The 17684-nt window shown below is 64.9% G+C and carries 17 protein-coding genes; 8 read left to right on the top strand and 9 right to left on the bottom strand.

Annotated elements, in window-relative coordinates; all coding sequences use genetic code 11:
• Nucleotides 1-79: 79 nt before the first annotated feature.
• From QAZ47_RS30430 to QAZ47_RS30420, 3 genes are all read right to left on the bottom strand, one after another.
• A complete protein-coding gene (locus tag QAZ47_RS30430; protein WP_278231846.1) occupies nucleotides 80-1453 on the bottom strand; it encodes a glutamate--cysteine ligase in 1374 nt (457 codons plus the stop codon).
• Nucleotides 1454-1660: 207 nt separating this feature from the next.
• Nucleotides 1661-2395: a 16S rRNA (uracil(1498)-N(3))-methyltransferase gene (locus QAZ47_RS30425; protein WP_278231845.1), complete on the bottom strand. Its 735-nt coding sequence runs from the start codon at nucleotides 2393-2395 to the stop codon at nucleotides 1661-1663.
• A gap of 133 nt (nucleotides 2396-2528) precedes the next feature.
• Nucleotides 2529-3176, bottom strand: a complete 648-nt coding sequence (locus tag QAZ47_RS30420) for a hypothetical protein (protein WP_278231844.1) — start codon at nucleotides 3174-3176, stop codon at nucleotides 2529-2531.
• Between the two features lie 87 nt (nucleotides 3177-3263).
• Between QAZ47_RS30420 and QAZ47_RS30415 the strand changes: the two genes are divergently transcribed.
• Nucleotides 3264-3962 carry a type 1 glutamine amidotransferase gene (locus QAZ47_RS30415; protein ID WP_278231843.1) on the top strand — a complete coding sequence of 233 codons (699 nt, stop codon included), beginning with the start codon at nucleotides 3264-3266 and terminating at the stop codon, nucleotides 3960-3962.
• A 295-nt stretch (nucleotides 3963-4257) separates the two neighbouring features.
• Nucleotides 4258-4389: a hypothetical protein gene (locus tag QAZ47_RS30410; protein WP_275955501.1), complete on the top strand. Its 132-nt coding sequence runs from the start codon at nucleotides 4258-4260 to the stop codon at nucleotides 4387-4389.
• A 51-nt stretch (nucleotides 4390-4440) separates the two neighbouring features.
• On the opposite strand, the gene QAZ47_RS30405 is transcribed toward QAZ47_RS30410, so the two are convergent.
• Genes QAZ47_RS30405 through QAZ47_RS30395 form a run of 3 tightly spaced genes read right to left on the bottom strand, consistent with a single transcriptional unit; the run spans nucleotide 4441 to nucleotide 7231 of the window.
• On the bottom strand, nucleotides 4441-5208 hold the full coding sequence (locus QAZ47_RS30405) for a metallophosphoesterase (protein ID WP_278231842.1): 768 nt from the start codon (nucleotides 5206-5208) through the stop codon (nucleotides 4441-4443).
• Nucleotides 5209-5267: 59 nt separating this feature from the next.
• Nucleotides 5268-6404, bottom strand: coding sequence for an alpha-hydroxy acid oxidase (locus QAZ47_RS30400; RefSeq protein WP_278231841.1), 1137 nt, complete (start codon nucleotides 6402-6404; stop codon nucleotides 5268-5270).
• A 23-nt stretch (nucleotides 6405-6427) separates the two neighbouring features.
• Complete coding sequence (locus tag QAZ47_RS30395) at nucleotides 6428-7231, bottom strand: FCD domain-containing protein (protein ID WP_278075317.1); 804 nt, start codon at nucleotides 7229-7231, stop codon at nucleotides 6428-6430.
• 208 nt (nucleotides 7232-7439) lie between these two features.
• Here QAZ47_RS30395 and QAZ47_RS30390 point away from each other — a divergent pair, with 208 nt between their 5' ends.
• The 5 genes from QAZ47_RS30390 (at nucleotide 7440) to glcF (ending at nucleotide 13771) form a co-directional block, all read left to right on the top strand.
• Nucleotides 7440-8762 (top strand): DUF3422 family protein, encoded by a 1323-nt coding sequence (locus QAZ47_RS30390; protein ID WP_278231840.1) that lies wholly within the window; start codon nucleotides 7440-7442, stop codon nucleotides 8760-8762.
• A 287-nt stretch (nucleotides 8763-9049) separates the two neighbouring features.
• Nucleotides 9050-10546 (top strand): FAD-linked oxidase C-terminal domain-containing protein, encoded by a 1497-nt coding sequence (locus QAZ47_RS30385; RefSeq protein ID WP_278231839.1) that lies wholly within the window; start codon nucleotides 9050-9052, stop codon nucleotides 10544-10546.
• Nucleotides 10547-10781: 235 nt separating this feature from the next.
• Complete coding sequence (glcE, locus tag QAZ47_RS30380) at nucleotides 10782-12050, top strand: glycolate oxidase subunit GlcE (RefSeq protein WP_278231838.1); 1269 nt, start codon at nucleotides 10782-10784, stop codon at nucleotides 12048-12050.
• Nucleotides 12047-12436, top strand: coding sequence for a DUF4870 domain-containing protein (locus QAZ47_RS30375; protein ID WP_278231837.1), 390 nt, complete (start codon nucleotides 12047-12049; stop codon nucleotides 12434-12436). Before glcE ends, QAZ47_RS30375 begins: the two co-directional genes overlap by 4 nt.
• 9 nt (nucleotides 12437-12445) lie before the next feature.
• On the top strand, nucleotides 12446-13771 hold the full coding sequence (glcF, locus tag QAZ47_RS30370) for a glycolate oxidase subunit GlcF (protein ID WP_278231836.1): 1326 nt from the start codon (nucleotides 12446-12448) through the stop codon (nucleotides 13769-13771).
• Nucleotides 13772-14077: 306 nt separating this feature from the next.
• Here the strand turns inward: glcF and QAZ47_RS30365 are convergent, their stop codons facing one another.
• Nucleotides 14078-14998, bottom strand: coding sequence for a bifunctional 5,10-methylenetetrahydrofolate dehydrogenase/5,10-methenyltetrahydrofolate cyclohydrolase (locus QAZ47_RS30365; RefSeq protein ID WP_278231835.1), 921 nt, complete (start codon nucleotides 14996-14998; stop codon nucleotides 14078-14080).
• Between the two features lie 334 nt (nucleotides 14999-15332).
• Complete coding sequence (locus QAZ47_RS30360; protein WP_278204616.1) at nucleotides 15333-16073, bottom strand: L,D-transpeptidase; 741 nt, start codon at nucleotides 16071-16073, stop codon at nucleotides 15333-15335.
• Nucleotides 16074-16286: 213 nt separating this feature from the next.
• On the opposite strand from QAZ47_RS30360, the gene QAZ47_RS30355 reads away from it, so the two are divergent.
• The gene (locus QAZ47_RS30355) at nucleotides 16287-16925 is read left to right on the top strand and encodes a DNA-3-methyladenine glycosylase I (protein ID WP_278204615.1); all 639 of its coding nucleotides are present in this window, start codon (nucleotides 16287-16289) and stop codon (nucleotides 16923-16925) included.
• A gap of 128 nt (nucleotides 16926-17053) precedes the next feature.
• On the opposite strand, the gene QAZ47_RS30350 is transcribed toward QAZ47_RS30355, so the two are convergent.
• A complete protein-coding gene (locus tag QAZ47_RS30350; RefSeq protein WP_278231834.1) occupies nucleotides 17054-17290 on the bottom strand; it encodes a hypothetical protein in 237 nt (78 codons plus the stop codon).
• Between the last annotated feature and the right edge of the window lie 394 nt (nucleotides 17291-17684).

Raw genomic sequence — 17684 nt, 5'->3', positions numbered from 1 at the left:
CTCGCGCAGGAGCCTAGTTCGTTTCCATCCCCGATTGAAGCAGCTTTTGCCGCGCCGCCGTCAGACGGAAGCCCGACGGTTAGTAGGCATATTCCATGAACACCGGCTCGATCGAGCAGCCCCAGCGCGTATGGTAGGCCGAAAGCATCTCCTCGGCGCTGGTGGTGCCGCGCGCCACGACCTCGTCGAGCGTGTTGAGGAACGACGTCTCGTCATAGCCGTCGCGGTTCTTCTTGCCGCGGTTCTTCAGCCCCATGCGCGCGATGGCGAGCACGTCGCGGGCAACCTCGCGCAAGGTGGCGTTGCGGAACGGCGCCGAAATGCCGTGTTCCGGAACCGCATTGCGCATCGCCAGCGCCTCCTCGTAGGTCCAGCTCGATGTCAACGTCTCGGCGGCGTCCAGCGCCTGCTCGTCATAGAGCAGTCCGACCCAGAAGGCCGGCAGCGCGCAGATGCGCCGCCACGGCCCGCCATCGGCGCCGCGCATTTCAAGGAAACGCTTCAGCCGCACATCGGGGAAGAGGGTCGACAAGTGGTTCGCCCAGTCGCCCATTGTCGGCAGCCCATCAGGCACTTGCGCGCGCGCGGCCCCTGCCATGAACTGGCGGAACGTGTAGCGCGTCATGTCGTGATAGTGGCCGTCGCGGATAACGAAATACATCGGTACGTCGAGCGCCCATTCGACATAATCGGCGAAGCCGAAGTCGGGCGCGAAGCAGAATTCCAGCATGCCGGAACGCTGGTTGTCGGTGTCGCGCCAGATGTCGCCACGCCAGCTCTGCAGCCCGTTCGGCCGGCTCTCGGTGAAGGGCGAATTGGCGAACAGCGCCGTCGACAGCGGCTGCAGCTTCAGCGACACCTGCATCTTGCGGCGCATGTCGACTTCGCTCTCGAAGTCGAGATTCACCTGGATCGTGCAGGTGCGGTACATCATGTCGAGGCCCTTGGAACCGACCTTCGGCATGTAGCGGGTCATGATCTCGTAGCGCGACTTCGGCATTTTCGGCGTTTCGGCGAGCGACCATTTCGGGCTGCCGCCGAGGCCGAGGAAGCGGATGCCGAGCGGCTCGGCGATCTCGCGCACCTGCGCCAGATGCGCATTGCCCTCGCGGCAGGTCTGGTGGATCGACTCCAGCGGCGCGCCGGAAAGCTCGAACTGCCCGCCGGGCTCCAGCGAGATCGCGCCCTGGCCGGTCGGCTCGACCAGGCCGATGATGCGGCCGGCATCCATGATCGGATCCCAGCCGAGCTTTTCCTGCATGCCTTCGAGTATGGCACGGATGCCGCGCTCGCCGCCATAGGGCACCGGCGCGTTGCCGTCGACATAGAAGGGGAATTTCTCGTGCTCGGTGCCGATCCGCCATTTGTCGCGCGGCTTGTTGCCCGCGGCCAGGTAGCCGACGAGTTCGTCGATGCCTTCGATGGGACTGGTATCGGTTGTGTCGCGCGCCATTAGAAAGCCCTCCCGCCGCGTGACCCAGAAAATCGGCTTCGATTTTCGAAAGGATCATGCGCCAAATCAAAGTGCTACAGCCTCCTTTGCGCGTCCGAAAGGACGCGCGGCGCTGTAGTAGGTCGGTCGACCGCCGGGCGCTAGATGGACGAAATGTCAGTAGCCGATCAAGCGAAAAATCCTGAGCCACGGCTCAACTGGATTTGATCACCAGTCCCCTATCGCGGCCTGCATCACGGCAAGCGCCGCCACCGCCGCCGTATCGGCGCGCAGGATGCGCGGTCCAAGCGGGATGGCGGTGACGAAGGGCAGCGCCCTCAGCATCTTGCGCTCATCGTCGGAAAATCCGCCCTCGGGTCCGACCAGCAGCGCAAGTTTTTTCTCTTGCACCTTCTGCAAGGCCGGCAGCGGATTGTTGGTCGAGGCATCCTCGTCGCAGAAGATCAGCCGCCGTCCCTTGTCCCAGCCGCCGAGCAGCCGCTCCAGCTTCTCCGCCTCGCGCACTTCCGGCACGGCCAGGATGCCGCATTGCTCGGCCGCCTCGACGACATTGGCGCGCAGTCGATCGATGCCGGGCTTCACCACTTGCGTATGCTGGGTGATGACAGGCTGCAGGATGCCGGCGCCCATCTCCACCGCCTTCTGCACCAGATAATCGAGCCGGCCTTGCTTCAGCGGGGCGAAGCAATAGACGAGATCGGGCAGCGGCGGCTGCGGCCGCTGCAGGGAAAGCACCTTGAGCCGCACCGCCTTCTTGGATTTGGCGGCGATCGAAGCCGACCATTCGCCGTCGCGGCCGTTGAAGAGCAGGACCTCCGCGCCTTCGCCGAGCCGCAGCACATGTGCAAGATAATGGCTTTGCTGTTGTCCGGCATCGAATTCGACGCCCGGTCCGAGATCGTCCGGCACGAACAGTCGCTGCATTTTGTAGTTGGCGCGCATGGCCCAAGCAGGTTCCGCAAAAGTGTCCTGCGTTTTTGCGATCAGAGCCTGCGAAAAACAAGGGAATCTAAGCAGATATTCATGGGACATCCCACGAATATCTGCTTGGCAATGGGCGAGGCGCGGGGAGGCGTCAAGTATCGGCGGAGAGATGCCAGACCGGCACGTAGCCCTGTCTCAGGACCGAAACGCTCGTGGCGGGCGTGATCAGCCGCAGCAGCTTCCCGACAAGGCCGTCGAATGCGATTGGATCATCGTAGCCTGCAAACGACCATCTTAGCGCCGTGCCGTCGCGGAGCGCATAAGCAGTGCTGCCATCTGCCACCACCGTCCCATTCGGAAAGGCGCCAAGCTCTTCGACGGCGACAGCCGGAGGCCGCCCACCCGAAGCCAGTCGCTCCTTGTGCAGTCGCTTGTCGACCATCGGTGCGCGCGGCACGGCAATGCCGAAGGCCTCGCCGAAACGGCTGACGAAATCGGTCGCCCGTTCGCGCCGGCAGAAGAAGCAGGGCCGGTGGCCGGCGGCTAAAGCCGTCACCTCGTCGAGGAAGAACAGTTCGGTCCAGCCGGCCTTGCCGCCCGGCCTGTTGCGGCCCATCGGCTCGCGCCGCACGTTGCGGAATTCGCAGACGCAGATGATCCAGGCCGGCAAGGCCCAGCGCTTCTTCAGCAGCGTCTTCGTCTCGGGGTCGTGGATGATGCCGCGATTGCCCATGAACAGCCCGCGCTGGGGTACGGCGTGGATGGCGCCGAACGGATCGACCCGGTTCTGCAGTGGCATAGCTTCCTCTCCGGCACGCAGCTTGGCTGAAATGCGATCGGCATGATATCGCTCGCCCCAGCATTTTCATGTCAGCAGGGTTTCTAGATGCGGGTGCTGGTGGTCCAGAACTACGACAATACCGGCCTCGGCCAGGTCGGCGCCGCGCTTGCGGAGGCCGGCGCCGAGCTCGACCTGCGCCGCCCCTACCAGGGCGACCCGCTGCCGCAGGACGCGAACGGTCACGATGCCATGGTGGTGCTGGGCGGCGGGCAGAATGCGCTGGACGATCATGACTATCCCTATTTTCCGGCCCTGCTCCAACTGACGCGCGATTTCGCCGGCAAGGACCGGTCGGTGCTCGGCATCTGTCTTGGCAGCCAGCTCGTCGCCCGCGCCTTTGGCGCTGAGAACCACATTGGCGGCGCAGTCGAATTCGGTTGGTGCGGCGTGTCGCTGACGACCTCAGCCAAGGCCGATCCGGTGCTCGGCGCCTTGCCGGAAAAATTCCCGATCTTCCAATGGCACGACGACACGTTCGACCTGCCTGAGGAAGCCGTGCGGCTCGCCGGCAACGATGTCGCCCAGAACCAGGCCTTTCGCATCGGCCGCGCCGTCTACGGCTTCCAGTTCCATTTCGAGGCGGATCGCCCGCTGGTGCGCGACTGGAGCACCTCCTTCGCGACGTTGATCGCCGACCGTCATCCCGACTGGGCCGGCAAGCTCGATGACGAGATGGCCCGCAACGGGCCCGATGCCGACGCCGCCGGGCTCGCCATTGCCCGCGCTTGGGTGGCGACGATCTGATCATCTCGCCGACCGCCGCGCCAAGCGTGACATAATTGGCACGCGACGGCGGTCCCGCCTGGGGAAAACCTGCTTCGTCCTTGGCTTGTGCTCGCCCGCCATCCTAGAAGGCGCGCGCCCTGTATCGTCTGTGCAACCGCGATGAACCTTCTGTGTGATCCATGCGACACAGCGGCGATACAGAATCTGCCTAGAAGCGCGAAATCGTCGAAACATTGAGACGCATTTTATCGTTTCAACGCATTGGTAACCGCCTCGTGCACAGATGCAGAAAGCTTAACCAGAGATGACGTCCGTGAAAGCAGCGCTTTTGTCCTTTGTCATGCTGTCTGCAATCGTCGTGTGCGGCCTCGGCATTTATTCCGCCGACGCGGCCAACAATCATCAGGCCGTCGACGGCTACGGCGTCACCGCCGCGCTTCGCTAAAGCCTGATCCTTCCCGACAAGCGGAAAGCCGATCCCGTAGTCGGGATTTGGCTACGCCTTTCCCTTCACCGTCAGGATGCGCTTCTCAGCGCCGTTGATGGCGAGGGTGCTGAGCATTCCCGATTGCCAGGCGAGGGTGTCGACATTGACGCGGTTGGCCATCACCTCTGCCTCGGGGACCGGTGTGTGCCCGTGCACGATCACCTTCGGATAGAGGCCGGGGTGGTCGTGGAAGGCATCGCGGATCCAGATCAGGTCCTGCGGACTCTGGCTTTCGAGCGGGATGCCGGGCCTGATGCCGGCGTGGCAGAAGAAGAAGTCGCCGAAGGTCACTGAAAAGGACAGCGAGCGCAGGAAGTCGACATGGGCTTGCGGCACCGCTTCGACCAAGGCTGCGTGTCCGTGCGCCAGTGCCTCGTCCGGCCTGCCGAACCAGCCGCTGCCGGTCGAGAGCTTGACCCCGTATGACGCCGCGGTCTGGACGCCGCCATAGCGCATGAATAGCCCGTCCGGGTCCGGGCGGTCGAGAAAATCGAGGAAGCCGATGTCGTGATTGCCGGCGAGCATCAGGTTGCGCGGATCGCGTTCTCGTGCCTCGATCAGGAAATCGATGACGCTTTTGGAGTCCAGGCCCCGGTCCGTATAATCGCCGAGATGGATGATGCGCCAATCGGACGCCGCCGCGTGCTCCAGCTCGGTCTCGATCCGGTGGTGCATGGCGGCGAGCAGGTCGTGGCGGCCATGCACGTCGCCGATGGCATAGAGCCGCATGCCGTCCGGCCCGCGCGCGTCGAGAAAATGAATGCCGGTCTCAGTCAATGCGTACGTCTTCCCGTGTCGTTCATCACGGGAAACTAGGGCGGATCGGTGAACAAGGCCTAGCGCCGCAGCTGGTCCTTGCCCATGTCGGTTACCAAACGCTTACCGCACAGCGCCAGCGTGATGTCCATCTCCTTGCGGATGATCTCCAGCGCCTTGGTGACGCCCGCCTTGCCCATCGCGCCGAGCCCGTAGAGGAACGGCCGGCCGATATAGGTGCCCTTGGCGCCGAGGCAGAGCGCCTTGAGCACGTCCTGGCCCGAGCGGATGCCGCCATCCATATGCACCTCGATCCGGTCGCCGACGGCATCGGCGATTTCTTCAAGCACCGAGATCGACGACGCGGCGCCGTCGAGCTGCCGGCCGCCATGGTTGGAGACCACGATCGCGTCCGCTCCGGTCTCGGCGGCCATCAGCGCGTCCTCCTTGTCGAGGATGCCTTTCAGGATCAGCTTGCCGCCCCAGCGCTCCTTGATCCAGGCGACGTCCTTCCACGACAGCTGCGGATCGAATTGTTCCGTCGTCCAGGACGACAGCGAGGAGACGTCGCCGACGCCCTTGGCGTGGCCGACGATGTTGCGGAAGGTTCGGCGCGGCGTGCCGGCCATGCCCAGGCACCAGCGTGGCTTGATGGCTAGGTCGATGATGTTGGCGAGCGTCATTTTCGGCGGCGCCGAAAGCCCGTTGCGGATGTCCTTGTGGCGCTGGCCGAGGATCTGCAGGTCGAGTGTCAGCACCAGCGCCGAGCATTTCGCCGCCTTGGCGCGATCGATCAGGTTGAGCACGAAATCCTTGTCGCGCAGCACGTAAAGCTGGAACCAGAACGGCTTCTTGGTCACCGAGGCGACATCCTCGATCGAGCAGATGCTCATGGTCGACAGCGTGAACGGCACGCCGAACTCTTCCGCCGCCTGCGCCGCCAGCATCTCGCCGTCGGCATGCTGCATGCCGGTCAGCCCGGTCGGCGCCAGCGCCACCGGCATCGCCACCTTCTGGCCGATCATGGTCGATTCCAGCGAGCGGTTGCTCATGTCGACCAGCACGCGCTGGCGGAACTTGATCTTTTGGAAATCCTCTTCGTTGGCTCGGTAGGTGCTCTCGGTCCAGGCGCCGGAATCGGCGTAGTCGAAGAACATCTTCGGCACCTTGCGGCGCGCCATGTCCTTGAGGTCGGCGATGGTCAGGATGTCGCTCATGGTGGTCCCCGCTTGATCAGTGCTTAGGAGCGTTTGCGTGTGGGTTCGATGTCGCCGGCTTCCGAGCGTTGTCTCAGCCTCAGCCGCGAGACGCGCTGCCAGTCGCCGCTGCGCTCGGCTTCCGCCATGGAGCGCTCGACATAGGTGATGTGGTCCATGGCCGCCTTGCGCGCCGCGATCGGGTCCGCCGCCTTGATCGCGGCGTGGATTGCCCGGTGCTGCCCGAGCAGCGCCTCGCGCGCGCCGGGCACGGTGAACACCAGAAGCCGGTTCTGGAACACGCCATCGGACAGCAGCCGGTAGCAGGAGCGCAACGTGTGCAGGAGGATGATGTTGTGCGCGCATTCGCAGACCGCGTGATGGAACTCGACGTCGATCTCCGCCTCGTCGTCGAAGTCGCCGGTCCGGTGCGCCTCGTCCATGCGCGCCATGATGCGGTCGAGCAGGGCAAGGTCCTCGGGCGTCGCGCGCCGCGCCGCATATTCGGCCGCGATCGCCTCGATCTCGCGCCGGTATTCCAGATAGTCGGTCACCGCCTTGCGGTGCATCGAGATCAGATCGGTCACCGGTTTGGTGAAAAGCTGGCCGATGACGTCGGCGACATGCGTGCCGCCGCCTGGCCTGGTGGTCAGCAGCCCGCGCGCCTCCAGCGCCTTCAGCGCATCGCGCAGGATCGGCCGCGACACGTCGAACTGCCTCGCCAGCTCGCGCTCGCCCGGCAGCCGGTCGCCGGTGCGCAGCACGCCTTCGAGGATCAGGCTCTCGATCTGCTGCACCACCTCGTCGGCGGTGCGCGAATGCTCGATCCTGGAGAAGATATCGCTCAACGGAGGGGCGCCTGGGAACGGGATGGATGTCGCGCAGACTAAAGCCTCTGTCGCCAACTGGTCAAATTATTTATCCAATTCACCGGACCCGGTCGGTTCTGGCGCCGCGCCGTTGCATCGACGGCTGCTCAAATTTGCTGTTTACGTGCCTTGCCGATTGCCGCAAGAAAACCCGATTGCACGAAGGGTCGAAACCAGGGGGCCAACCGTGTCGGACGAGACGTCCAACCTCGAATTCCAGCCGCGCGCCCAGGGCAGCGTCTTGGGTTTTCCGGCGTATGAGGGACGCCCCGGCGCGCTGGGCGAGGTCCATGCCCGCCCGCATCCGCTGATCGAGAAGCCGCGCGTGCTTATCCAGCTTTCCTTCATGACCGAGGGTGGCGCGGCCGTCGATCATGCTGTGCTGTCCGAATTGTCGCGGCGCCTCGGCATCGCCGCGCCCGAGCATTACGCCCGCCATCACGCCATGAAGTGGGGTAAGGGCACGCTGCGCTGGGAACGGCATACGGAATTTTCGACTTACCTTTGGGAGGGGCCGCTGGCCGAAAACGGCCGGGGCCAGGAGGATTCGCCCTTCGGCAACGGCTTCTCGCCGCCGGGAACGGTGATCTCCGGCATCCGGCTCGAGATCCGCAAATGGACGCCGGCGAGCGAGAAGCTGATCGCCGATTTCGACCCGACCAGCCTTTGCTATTCGCTGGTCGAGCGCGGTGCCGCGGCCATCGTCACCGATTTCCGCCAGGATGGCGATGGGCTGACCCGCATTCTGGTGCTCGATCGCAGCCTGACGCCTGCCAGCACCGGCGCGCTGTCGCAGCGGCTGATCGACATTGAGACCTACCGGACGCTTGCCATGCTTGGCCTGCCGCTGGCGCTGACATTGTCCGGTCGCGCCCGCCGCATCGAGGACCGGCTGGCGCAGACGACGCTGGAAATGAAGGCGGCCGAGACCCGCGACAGCCAGACGCTGCTCGCCGACCTCACCGAACTCGCCGCCGAACTGGAGGCCGATGCCGCCTCCAGCCTCTACCGTTTCGGCGCCAGCCGCGCCTATGACGGCATCGTCACCGAGAGGCTGGGGGCGCTGGAGGAGGAGCCGGTGCAGGGCTACGACACTTGGGCGGGCTTCCTGCAGCGGCGCATGGCGCCGGCCATGCGAACCTGCCGCTCGGTGGAGGAGCGCCAGGCCAATCTTTCGCGAAAACTCACCCGCACCACCACGCTGCTGCGCACCTGGGTCGATGTCGAGGTCGAGAAGCAGAACCGCGACCTGCTGGCCTCGATGAACAACCGCGCCAGGCTGCAACTGCGCCTGCAGCAGACCGTCGAAGGCCTGTCGGTCGCCGCCGTCTCCTATTATGTCGTCGGCCTCATCGGCTATGTCGCCAAGGGCGCGTCGGTCTTCGGTCACGCTTTCGCGCCGGAAGTCGTCAGCGCGGCTTCGGTGCCGGTCGCCATCCTGCTCGTCTGGTGGGGCGTGCGCCGCGTGCGGCGGCTGCACTCCGAGCCGGCCAAGCATCCGGGCGAGTAACCTCTCCCCCCTTGAGGGGGAGATGTCGCCGAAGGCGACAGAGGGGGTCGCCTCGCGTGAAGCGCCAGCGCCTTCCTCGACGACAGGCCTCGGCGATTTCCGTGAGACGACCCCCTCTGGCCGCTTCGCGGCCATCTCCCCCTCAAGGGGGGAGAACGCCAGCGGCAGATTGCCGCTGCGGAAGTGCGTACCTATGGTCCACGCCCGATCCCGACCAAAGCAGGGTTTGCAACGACCGCGCTTCACTGGTAAAAGATTTTGACCAGTGAAGCCAGATGAGGCTGCCCATGTCCGGCCTTGCCATGCCCAAGCCAGATGCCGAGACGATGCGTCGGCGCGCCGAGATCGTCGCCGACATGCGCATCATCGTGCCGGGCGAGGGCGTCGTCGATACGGCGAACGAAATGCGCGCCTTCGAGAGCGACGGCCTCACTGCCTACCGGCAATTGCCGCTGGTGGTGGTGCTGCCGGAGACGGTGGCGCAGGTGTCGCGCGTGGTGAAATACTGCAATGAGCGTAACATCCGCGTCGTGCCGCGCGGCTCCGGCACCTCGCTCTCCGGCGGTGCGCTGCCGCTCGAGGATGCAGTGCTTCTCGTGATGAGCCGCTTCAACCGCATCCTGGCGATCGACTACCCCAACCGCGTCGTCGTCGCCCAGCCGGGCGTTACCAATCTCGGCATCACCACCGCCGTCGAGCAGGAGGGCTTTTATTACGCCCCCGATCCATCCTCCCAGATCGCCTGCTCGATCGGCGGCAACATCGCGGAGAATTCCGGCGGCGTGCACTGCCTGAAATACGGCCTCACCGCCAACAATGTGCTGGGCATCGAGATGGTGCTGATGAATGGCGAGGTGGTGCGGCTCGGCGGCAGCCATCTCGACCAGGAAGGCTATGACCTGCTCGGCGTCATGACCGGCTCGGAAGGCCTGCTCGGCGTCGTCACCGAGGTCACCGTGCGCATCCTGAAGAAGCCGGAGACGGCGCGCGCGCTGTTGATCGGCTTCCGGACCAGCGAAGAGGGCGGCCAGTGCGTCGCCGACATCATCGGCGCCGGCATCATCCCGGGCGGCATGGAGATGATGGACCGGCCGGCGATCCACGCGGCGGAAGATTTCGTCCATGCCGGTTATCCGCTCGATGTCGAGGCGCTGCTTATCGTCGAGCTCGACGGACCGAGCGTCGAGGTCGATCATCTGATCGGTCTCGTCGAGGCGATCGCTTACCGCAACGGCTCGACCACCTGCCGCATTTCGCAATCGGAGCAGGAGCGGCTGAGTTTTTGGGCCGGCCGCAAGGCGGCCTTCCCTGCGGTCGGCCGCATCTCGCCCGACTATTACTGCATGGACGGCACCATCCCGCGCAAGGAACTGCCGCGGGTGCTGGCCGGCATGCGCGACCTTTCCGAGAAATACGGGCTCGGCGTTGCCAATGTCTTCCACGCCGGCGACGGCAATCTGCATCCGCTGATCCTCTACGACGCCAATGTGCCGGGCGAACTCGACAAGGCCGAGAGTTTCGGCGCCGACATCCTGCGCCTCTGCGTCGAGGTCGGCGGCGTCTTGACCGGCGAGCATGGCGTCGGCGTCGAGAAGCGCGACCTGATGCCGGAGATGTTCAACCAGATCGACCTCGACCAGCAGATGCGGGTCAAATGCGCCTTCGACCCCAACCATCTGCTCAACCCCGGCAAGGTCTTCCCGCAGCTCCGCCGCTGCGCCGAGCTCGGCCGCATGCATGTGCACCGCGGCCAGGTGGCGTTCCCGGACATTCCGAGGTTTTGATGAGGGCTCAAATTCGCACGTGGGCGTTCTGTCGCGCCCCCCTCTGTCCTGCCGGACATCTCCCCCACTTGGGGGGAGATCGGCCGTCATCGCGGCTTTCGCCAATTGTCGACGTTGCAGGATTGAGCGGGGCGCCGGAGCCGCTAATCTCCCCCCTCGTGGGGGAGATGTCCGGCAGGACAGAGGGGGGCGCGAAGGAACTCGACGTATCCACTTTCGAGATGGCTACGTCGTCATGACCACCTTCACCCCATCCACTTCCGCCGAAGTCCTCTCCACCATCCAATGGGCGGCCGCCGAAGAAGCGCCGCTGGAAATCCTCGGCCACGGTTCCAAGCGCGGCATCGGCCGTCCGCTGCAGACCGAACACACGCTCGACCTGTCGAAGCTCACCGGTGTCACCCTCTATGAACCGGCCGAGCTGGTGCTGTCGGCCAAGGCCGGCACGCCGCTCGCCGAAATCGAAAAGCTGCTCGCAGAAAACGGCCAGCAATTCGCTTTCGAGCCGATGGACTACGGCCCGCTGCTCGGCGGCGAGCCGGGCCAAGGAGGCAAGAACGGCACCATCGGCGGCGTGCTGGCTTCCAACCTGTCCGGTCCGCGGCGTCTCAAGGCGGGTGCGGCGCGCGACCATATCCTCGGCATATCGGCGGTTTCGGGCCGCGGCGAGGCCTTCAAGTCGGGCGGCCGCGTCGTCAAGAATGTCACCGGCTACGATCTTTCCAAGCTGATGGCGGGAAGCTGGGGCACGCTCGCCGTGCTGACCGATGTCACCTTCAAGGTCCTGCCTGCTGCCGAGACCGAGGTGACCCTGGCAATCCGCGGTTTGCTCGACGATGCCGCAGTCGCCGCCATGGCGCTGGCGCTGGGCTCCAGCGCCGAAGTCTCGAGCGCGGCCCATCTGCCGGAGCGGATCGCGGCGCGCGTCGCCGCCGGCCATCTCGGCAGCGATGCCGCGACGCTGCTGCGCGTCGAAGGCTTTGGCCCGTCGGTCGTCTATCGCACCGAGGCCTTGCGGACGCTGCTCGGCAAGGCCGGTCCGCTGCAGGAAATTGCCGGTGAGGCTTCGAAAGCCATCTGGCACGACATCCGCGATTGCGCGCCTTTCGCCGATGGCGGCGCGAGGCCGGTCTGGCGCGTCTCGATGGCACCGTCGCATGCGCATCACATGGTGATGGCGCTGCGCATGCATGCGGCCGTCGATGCCTTCTATGACTGGCAGGGCGGGCTGGTGTGGCTCTCGATGCGCGAGGACGATCCGGAGGCCGAGCTGCTGCGCAGACTTGTCCGCAAACATGGCGGCGGCCACGCGACGCTGGTGCGCGCTGCGGCCTCGCATCGCGCCGCTTTGCCGGTGTTCGAGCCGCAGCCGCCGCATCTGGCGGCACTGTCGGCCAGGCTCAAGGCCGAGTTCGATCCGAAGCATATTCTCAACTCCGGCCGCATGGCGCCGGATGCCGGCTCTGCTACTCTTCCTCGGTCAACGGAGGAAGCAGCACCATGAGCAATACCGATCCAGGCCCGGACACGGGCCCGCGTCAGACCGACCGCTGGCTGGAGCCTGGCCAAACCAACGCGCTGGTCATCTACATTCTCTACCTCGCCAGCCTCGTCATCGGCGTGACCGGCATTGTCGGCATCGTGCTTGCCTACATCAACCGCGGCAAAGCGGGCGGCTTCGTCGAAAGCCACTACACATTCCTGATCAGGACTTTCTGGATCGGCCTTCTCTACGCGTTGATCTCCGTGGTCCTGATGATGCTCGCGATCGGCTTCCTGCTGATGTTTGCGGTTGCCGTCTGGTTCATCGTCCGCTGCATTCTCGGCCTGCAGGCGCTGCAGCGGGGCGAGCCGGTCAGGAACCCGCAAAGCTGGCTATTCGGACAATAGGACATCACGGTGCAGACCAATTTCTCAGCCGCACAGCTTGCCGATCCGCATGTCGCGGAATCGGAAAAGATCCTGCGCAAATGCGTGCATTGCGGCTTCTGCACCGCCACCTGTCCGACCTATGTGACATTGGGCAACGAGCTCGATTCGCCGCGCGGCCGCATTTATCTCATCAAGGACATGCTGGAGAACGGACGGCCGGCGGACAAGGAGATCGTCACCCATATCGACCGCTGCCTGTCCTGCCTTGCCTGCATGACGACATGCCCCTCGGGCGTCAACTACATGCATCTCGTCGATCACGCCCGAGGCCATATCCACAAGACCTACAAGCGACCGCTGCTCGACCGGCTGACGCGCGCCATGTTGGCCTTCGTGCTGCCTTATCCGGGCCGCCTCCGCGCCGCGCTGAGACTGGCCGGGCTCGGCAGGCCTTTCATCGGCCTGTTCGAAACACTGCCGGCACTGAAGCCGGTCGCGGCAATGCTGAAACTCGCGCCGTCGTCTATCCCGCCGGCATCGCCGATGGCTTCGCCCGGCGTGCATGCCCGTCAAGGTGCGAAGCGCGGCCGCGTCGCCATCCTCACCGGCTGCGCGCAGTCGGTGCTCGATCCTGCCATCAACGAGGCGACGATCTCGCTGCTGACAAGGCTCGGCGTCGAGGTCGTGGTGCCGGAAGGCGAGGGCTGCTGCGGCGCGCTCGTCCATCACATGGGCCGCGAGGATCAGGCGCTTGCCTCGGCCAGGCAGAACGTCGACGTCTGGACGCGCGCCGTCGAGCAGGGCGGGCTCGACGCCATCATCATCACGGCGTCCGGCTGCGGCACCACGATCAAGGATTACGGCTTCATGCTGCGCCTCGACCCGGCCTATGCGGAAAAGGCCGCGCGCGTCTCGACGCTCGCTAAGGACATCACCGAGTATCTCGCCGCTCTCGACCTGCCCGAACCTGTGCGCAAACCGGGCACGATCGTCGCCTATCATTCGGCCTGCTCGATGCAGCATGGCCAGAAGATCACCCGCCAGCCGAGGGAGCTGCTGGCCAAGGCGGGCTTTATCGTGCGCGAGCCGCGCGAAGGGCATCTCTGCTGCGGCTCGGCCGGCACCTACAACATCCTGCAGTCCGAGATTTCGGCGAAGCTTCGCGACCGCAAGGTCCAGAATATCGAGGCGACGGGCGCTTCAGTTGTCGCCACCGGCAATATCGGCTGCATCACCCAGATCGCGTCCGCCGCCAGGCTGCCCGTGGTGCATACGATAAAACTGCTCGACTGGGCCTATGGCGGCCCGAAGCCTGAAGGTCTTTCGGAGGGAAAGCTAGTCGCGGCAGAGTGATGCAGTTCCTCGAGGGTTCGACTTGGCCAGATGATTCTTCGGACTGCCGGCGCTGCCCCTCACCTGCCTGGCGGCATCCTCTCCCCGTATATAGTGACGGGGAGAGGGGCGCTGTCATCGCCGATTTCGCCAATCACCAGCGTTGCAAGGGGGTCGCTGCCGTTGCGGCCAGCCCCTTCTCCCCGTCACTATACGGGAGAAGTGCCCGGCAGGGCGATGAGGGGCGGCGCCAGCTTCGACAATTGGCGTCAGCAAAAAAGCTGGAAACGGCCTTTAGCTGAAGCGATTGGCCTCGGCGTACCTCGCCTACTCCGCCGCGAGTTGGTCCGCCACGCCATAGGTCGCGCGGTAGAGCGCCCGCTGGCGGTTGAGCGCCACCATGGTGTTGCGCAGCAGGATCGCGACCGTGAGCGGGCCGACACCGCCCGGCACCGGCGTGATCCAGGAGGCGACCTCCTTGACGCTCTCCGTGTCGACGTCGCCGACGATGCGGCTTTCGCCGTCCGGGCCGATTTCCGAATTGATGCCGATGTCGATGACGCAGGCTCCTGGCTTCACCATCTCGGTCTTGATCAGCCGCGGCCTGCCGACGGCGACGAACAGTGCGTCCGCACGCCGCGCATGTGCCGCCACCGAACGCGTCATGTGATGGCAGACCGTCACCGTCGCGCCCTCGCTCATCAAAAGGAAGGCGATCGGCTTGCCGACGATCTCGGAATGGCCGACGACGACCACCTCGAGGCCTTTGAGATCGAGGCCGGTCTCCTTCAGCAGCTCGACCGAGGCGGCCGCCGTGCAGGGCGCCAGATCGAGCTGGTTGTAGACGATGTTGCCGATCGAGGCCGGATGCATGCCCTCGACGTCCTTCAGCGGATGCACCGCCGCCTGCAGCGTCTTGATCGGGATATGCGCGGGCACGGGCCGCTGGATGATGATGCCGGTGACGCGCGGATCCGCGTTGAGGCCGTGGATGGCGGCTTCCAGCTCGCCCGCCGTGGTGTCGGCGGCAAAACGCCGTTCCTCGAAGCCGATGCCGGCAAGCTCGGCCTTGGCGCGCTGGTTGCGCACATAGACATCGACCGCGGCAATATCGCCGACGGTGATCGAGACAAGCTTCGGCGGAAAACCTTCCGCGGCGGCGATTGCCGCGTCATCGCGCACGGAAGCGATGATGCGCTGGGCGACCGGACCGCCTCTCAAATAGCGGCTGTCGTCGGACCGGGTCATGGCTGGCACCTCTGCCCTCTGGAGCAATTCCAGGAAAGGCCGTTTTCCGTCCGGAACTGCGTGAAACCAAGATTTGTGCGCTGCAATAGCAGAGGACCGCCGGGAAATCAGCCCCGAAAGCGAAACGGGCTGCTTCCGGGGCGACCCGGTGCGGAACGAAAAGGGCAGCGCGGTTTCCCGTGCTGCCCTTTCGTGACTGGCCGTATCCCCACACGGCCCGTCCCCCGTTAACTCGCTGCCAGTCTAAGCACGTTCCCCAAAAGTGCGCTATGGCCTGAGGGCAACAGCATCCGCCAAAAATACACGGCCCTGCTAACCGGCTGATTCGCAGTCACTATATCACCTCGACGGTCGTTCCGACATTCACGCGCTCGTAGAGGTCGACGACGTCCTCGTTGCGCATGCGGATGCAGCCCGACGACACCGCGCCGCCGATCGTCCAGGGCTGGTTGGTGCCGTGGATGCGGTATTCGGTGGTGCCGAGATAGAGCGCACGCGCGCCAAGCGGATTCTCGATGCCGCCGGCGAGATAGGTCGGCAGGTAGCGGCCCTTCGCCGCCTCGCGGGCGATCATCGCCGCCGGCGGGCGCCAGTCCGGCCACACCCTCTTGTCGGTGATCTTGTGCGTGCCCGACCATTCGAAACCGGGCTTGCCGGTGCCGACGCCATAACGCCGCGCCTTGCCGTCCTTTTCGATCAGGAAGAGAAAGTTCTGCTTGGTATCGATGACGATGGTGCCGGGTTTCTGCGGGCCGTCGTACGCCACTTCCTGCGGCAGGTAGATCGGGTTGATCTGTGGCCGCATCACCATGCGCTTGGCCGGCTGCTGCACGGCCGCGGTGCGCTGCCGGTCGGGCTGCGCCTGGAAAAGCCGCCGCAGCGGCTGTTGCGTCGCCTGCCGGGTCGGACGCACGATGCCCGGCGCATGGCCGAGCTGCAGCACCCAGGGTGCCGAAAGATCGGGGCTCACCATCACCGGCGGCCTGTCGGCATAACGGTCATTGGCGAAAGAGGTCGTCGCGCCGGCGGCAAGCACCGCGGCCGCGCCGAGCACGAAAGTGAACGCTGTCTTCATCGGAACGCACCTTGATCGTCGAACTCGTCCGAAGGCGGGCAGGCCCTCGGCGTGGCGATCCTTGGCGCGGAGCGGCAAGCAAAACATGAATCGGAATGCGTAAAATGCCGACTTGTCAGTAAACTTTTTGGTGTGGTTACCGGCCGGTTCAGGAATCTGGTAAAGCCACGGTAAAATGGGCGCTTGTGCGCATTAACGAACGGATTTGTGGCGATGGGACAAGAAAATGCCGGCCTGCTCGACGGCCCCGACGGTATCGCGCGCTGCTTCTGGCATGGCAATCTGCCGGATTACCTGCACTATCACGATCATGAGTGGGGCCGGCCGGTGGCGGACGATCGCCGCCTGTTCGAGAAGATCTGTCTGGAAGGCTTCCAGTCGGGTCTGTCATGGCTCACCATCCTGCGCAAGCGCGAGAATTTCCGCGAGGCTTTCGCCAATTTCGACTTCGACAAGGTGGCGCGCTTCACCGACCAGGACGTCGAACGCCTGCTCGGCAATGCCGGCATCATCCGCCATCGCGGCAAGATCGTCTCGACCATCAACAACGCCAAGCGTGCCCGTGAGCTTGCCGACGAGGCCGGCTCGCTGGCCGCCTGGTTCTGGAAGTTCGAGCCAGGCCCCGACGAGCGGCCGTCGGTCATCGACCTTGCGCATCTGCGCGCCAATCCGACGACGGCGGTTTCGGTCAGGATCTCGAAAGAGCTGAAGAAGCGCGGCTGGAGCTTTGTCGGCCCGACCACGGTCTACGCCTTCATGCAGGCGATGGGGCTGGTCAACGACCATCTCGAAGGCTGTGTGTGCCGGGCAGAGGTGGAGAAGGAAAGGAAGCGGTTTAAAAGGCCGAAGTAGCGTCACCTCTACCTCCCTCTTGTGGGGAGGTCGCGCCGAAGGCGCGGGTGGGGGTAAAAGGACGTCTTAGCGACCCCAACCCCGACGCTGCGCGTCGACCTTCCCACAAGGGGGAGGGTGGGGAAAGCTCAGGCGCCGTTCGCGCCCGCCAAGAACAGGCCGGCAATGATGGCCGCGACCGCTGCGAGGGCTGGGTAGATCACCAGCAGTCCGGTCACCAGCGCGTCGCGCACCGTCGGCTTTTGCGCTTCCGCCGCGACCTCGAACGGCCCGGCCGGCTGCTGCGCCGGCTTGGGCGTGCCTGCAGCCGGCCTCAGCCTGGTGGTGGGCGCGTCGCCCGCGATAATGTGTTCAGCCGTGGTCATGGCCCGAAACCCTTGTTTCGGCGCGTTTTATCGTCTTCGATTGTGTCGGCAGCATGCCGCGCCGATGGCGGAATTGTTTCGTTTTTGCGCTGATTGTTTCGAAGTTCTTAAAGGCCCTCAACCCTGTAAGGGTGGGATATTGAAGTTTATTTCTTTGTTAGTCGGCGCCGCCCCTCATCGCCCTGCCGGGCACTTCTCCCCGTATAGTGACGGGGAGAAGGACGCTGCCGCCGCGGTTTTCGCTAATCACCAACGCTGGAGCTGTCGCGCCGGCGCCGAAGCTCCTCCTTCTCCCCGTCACTATACGGGGAGAAGGTGCCGGCAGGCGGATGAGGGGCGGCGCGGCGCCTGCAAACTATCGAACTATTCCTGTGGGTCTGCAAACGCTTGCCGC

Source organism: Mesorhizobium sp. WSM4904, assembly GCF_029674545.1.
GTDB lineage: Bacteria > Pseudomonadota > Alphaproteobacteria > Rhizobiales > Rhizobiaceae > Mesorhizobium.
The sequence above is the reverse complement of the archived record's forward strand: the minus strand, read 5'-3'. Positions and strand labels throughout refer to the sequence as shown.

What these genes read in the sequence shown, in the direction of transcription:
- QAZ47_RS30350 (WP_278231834.1), bottom strand. Translation starts at nt 17,290, where the DNA reads ATGACCACGGCTGAACACATTATCGCGGGCGACGCGCCCACCACCAGG.
- glcE (WP_278231838.1), top strand. Translation starts at nt 10,782, where the DNA reads ATGACCACCTTCACCCCATCCACTTCCGCCGAAGTCCTCTCCACCATC.
- QAZ47_RS30415 (WP_278231843.1), top strand. Translation starts at nt 3,264, where the DNA reads ATGCGGGTGCTGGTGGTCCAGAACTACGACAATACCGGCCTCGGCCAG.
- QAZ47_RS30375 (WP_278231837.1), top strand. Translation starts at nt 12,047, where the DNA reads ATGAGCAATACCGATCCAGGCCCGGACACGGGCCCGCGTCAGACCGAC.
- QAZ47_RS30365 (WP_278231835.1), bottom strand. Translation starts at nt 14,998, where the DNA reads ATGACCCGGTCCGACGACAGCCGCTATTTGAGAGGCGGTCCGGTCGCC.
- QAZ47_RS30425 (WP_278231845.1), bottom strand. Translation starts at nt 2,395, where the DNA reads ATGCGCGCCAACTACAAAATGCAGCGACTGTTCGTGCCGGACGATCTC.
- QAZ47_RS30400 (WP_278231841.1), bottom strand. Translation starts at nt 6,404, where the DNA reads ATGAGCGACATCCTGACCATCGCCGACCTCAAGGACATGGCGCGCCGC.
- QAZ47_RS30420 (WP_278231844.1), bottom strand. Translation starts at nt 3,176, where the DNA reads ATGCCACTGCAGAACCGGGTCGATCCGTTCGGCGCCATCCACGCCGTA.
- QAZ47_RS30430 (WP_278231846.1), bottom strand. Translation starts at nt 1,453, where the DNA reads ATGGCGCGCGACACAACCGATACCAGTCCCATCGAAGGCATCGACGAA.
- QAZ47_RS30360 (WP_278204616.1), bottom strand. Translation starts at nt 16,073, where the DNA reads ATGAAGACAGCGTTCACTTTCGTGCTCGGCGCGGCCGCGGTGCTTGCC.
- QAZ47_RS30355 (WP_278204615.1), top strand. Translation starts at nt 16,287, where the DNA reads ATGGGACAAGAAAATGCCGGCCTGCTCGACGGCCCCGACGGTATCGCG.
- QAZ47_RS30385 (WP_278231839.1), top strand. Translation starts at nt 9,050, where the DNA reads ATGTCCGGCCTTGCCATGCCCAAGCCAGATGCCGAGACGATGCGTCGG.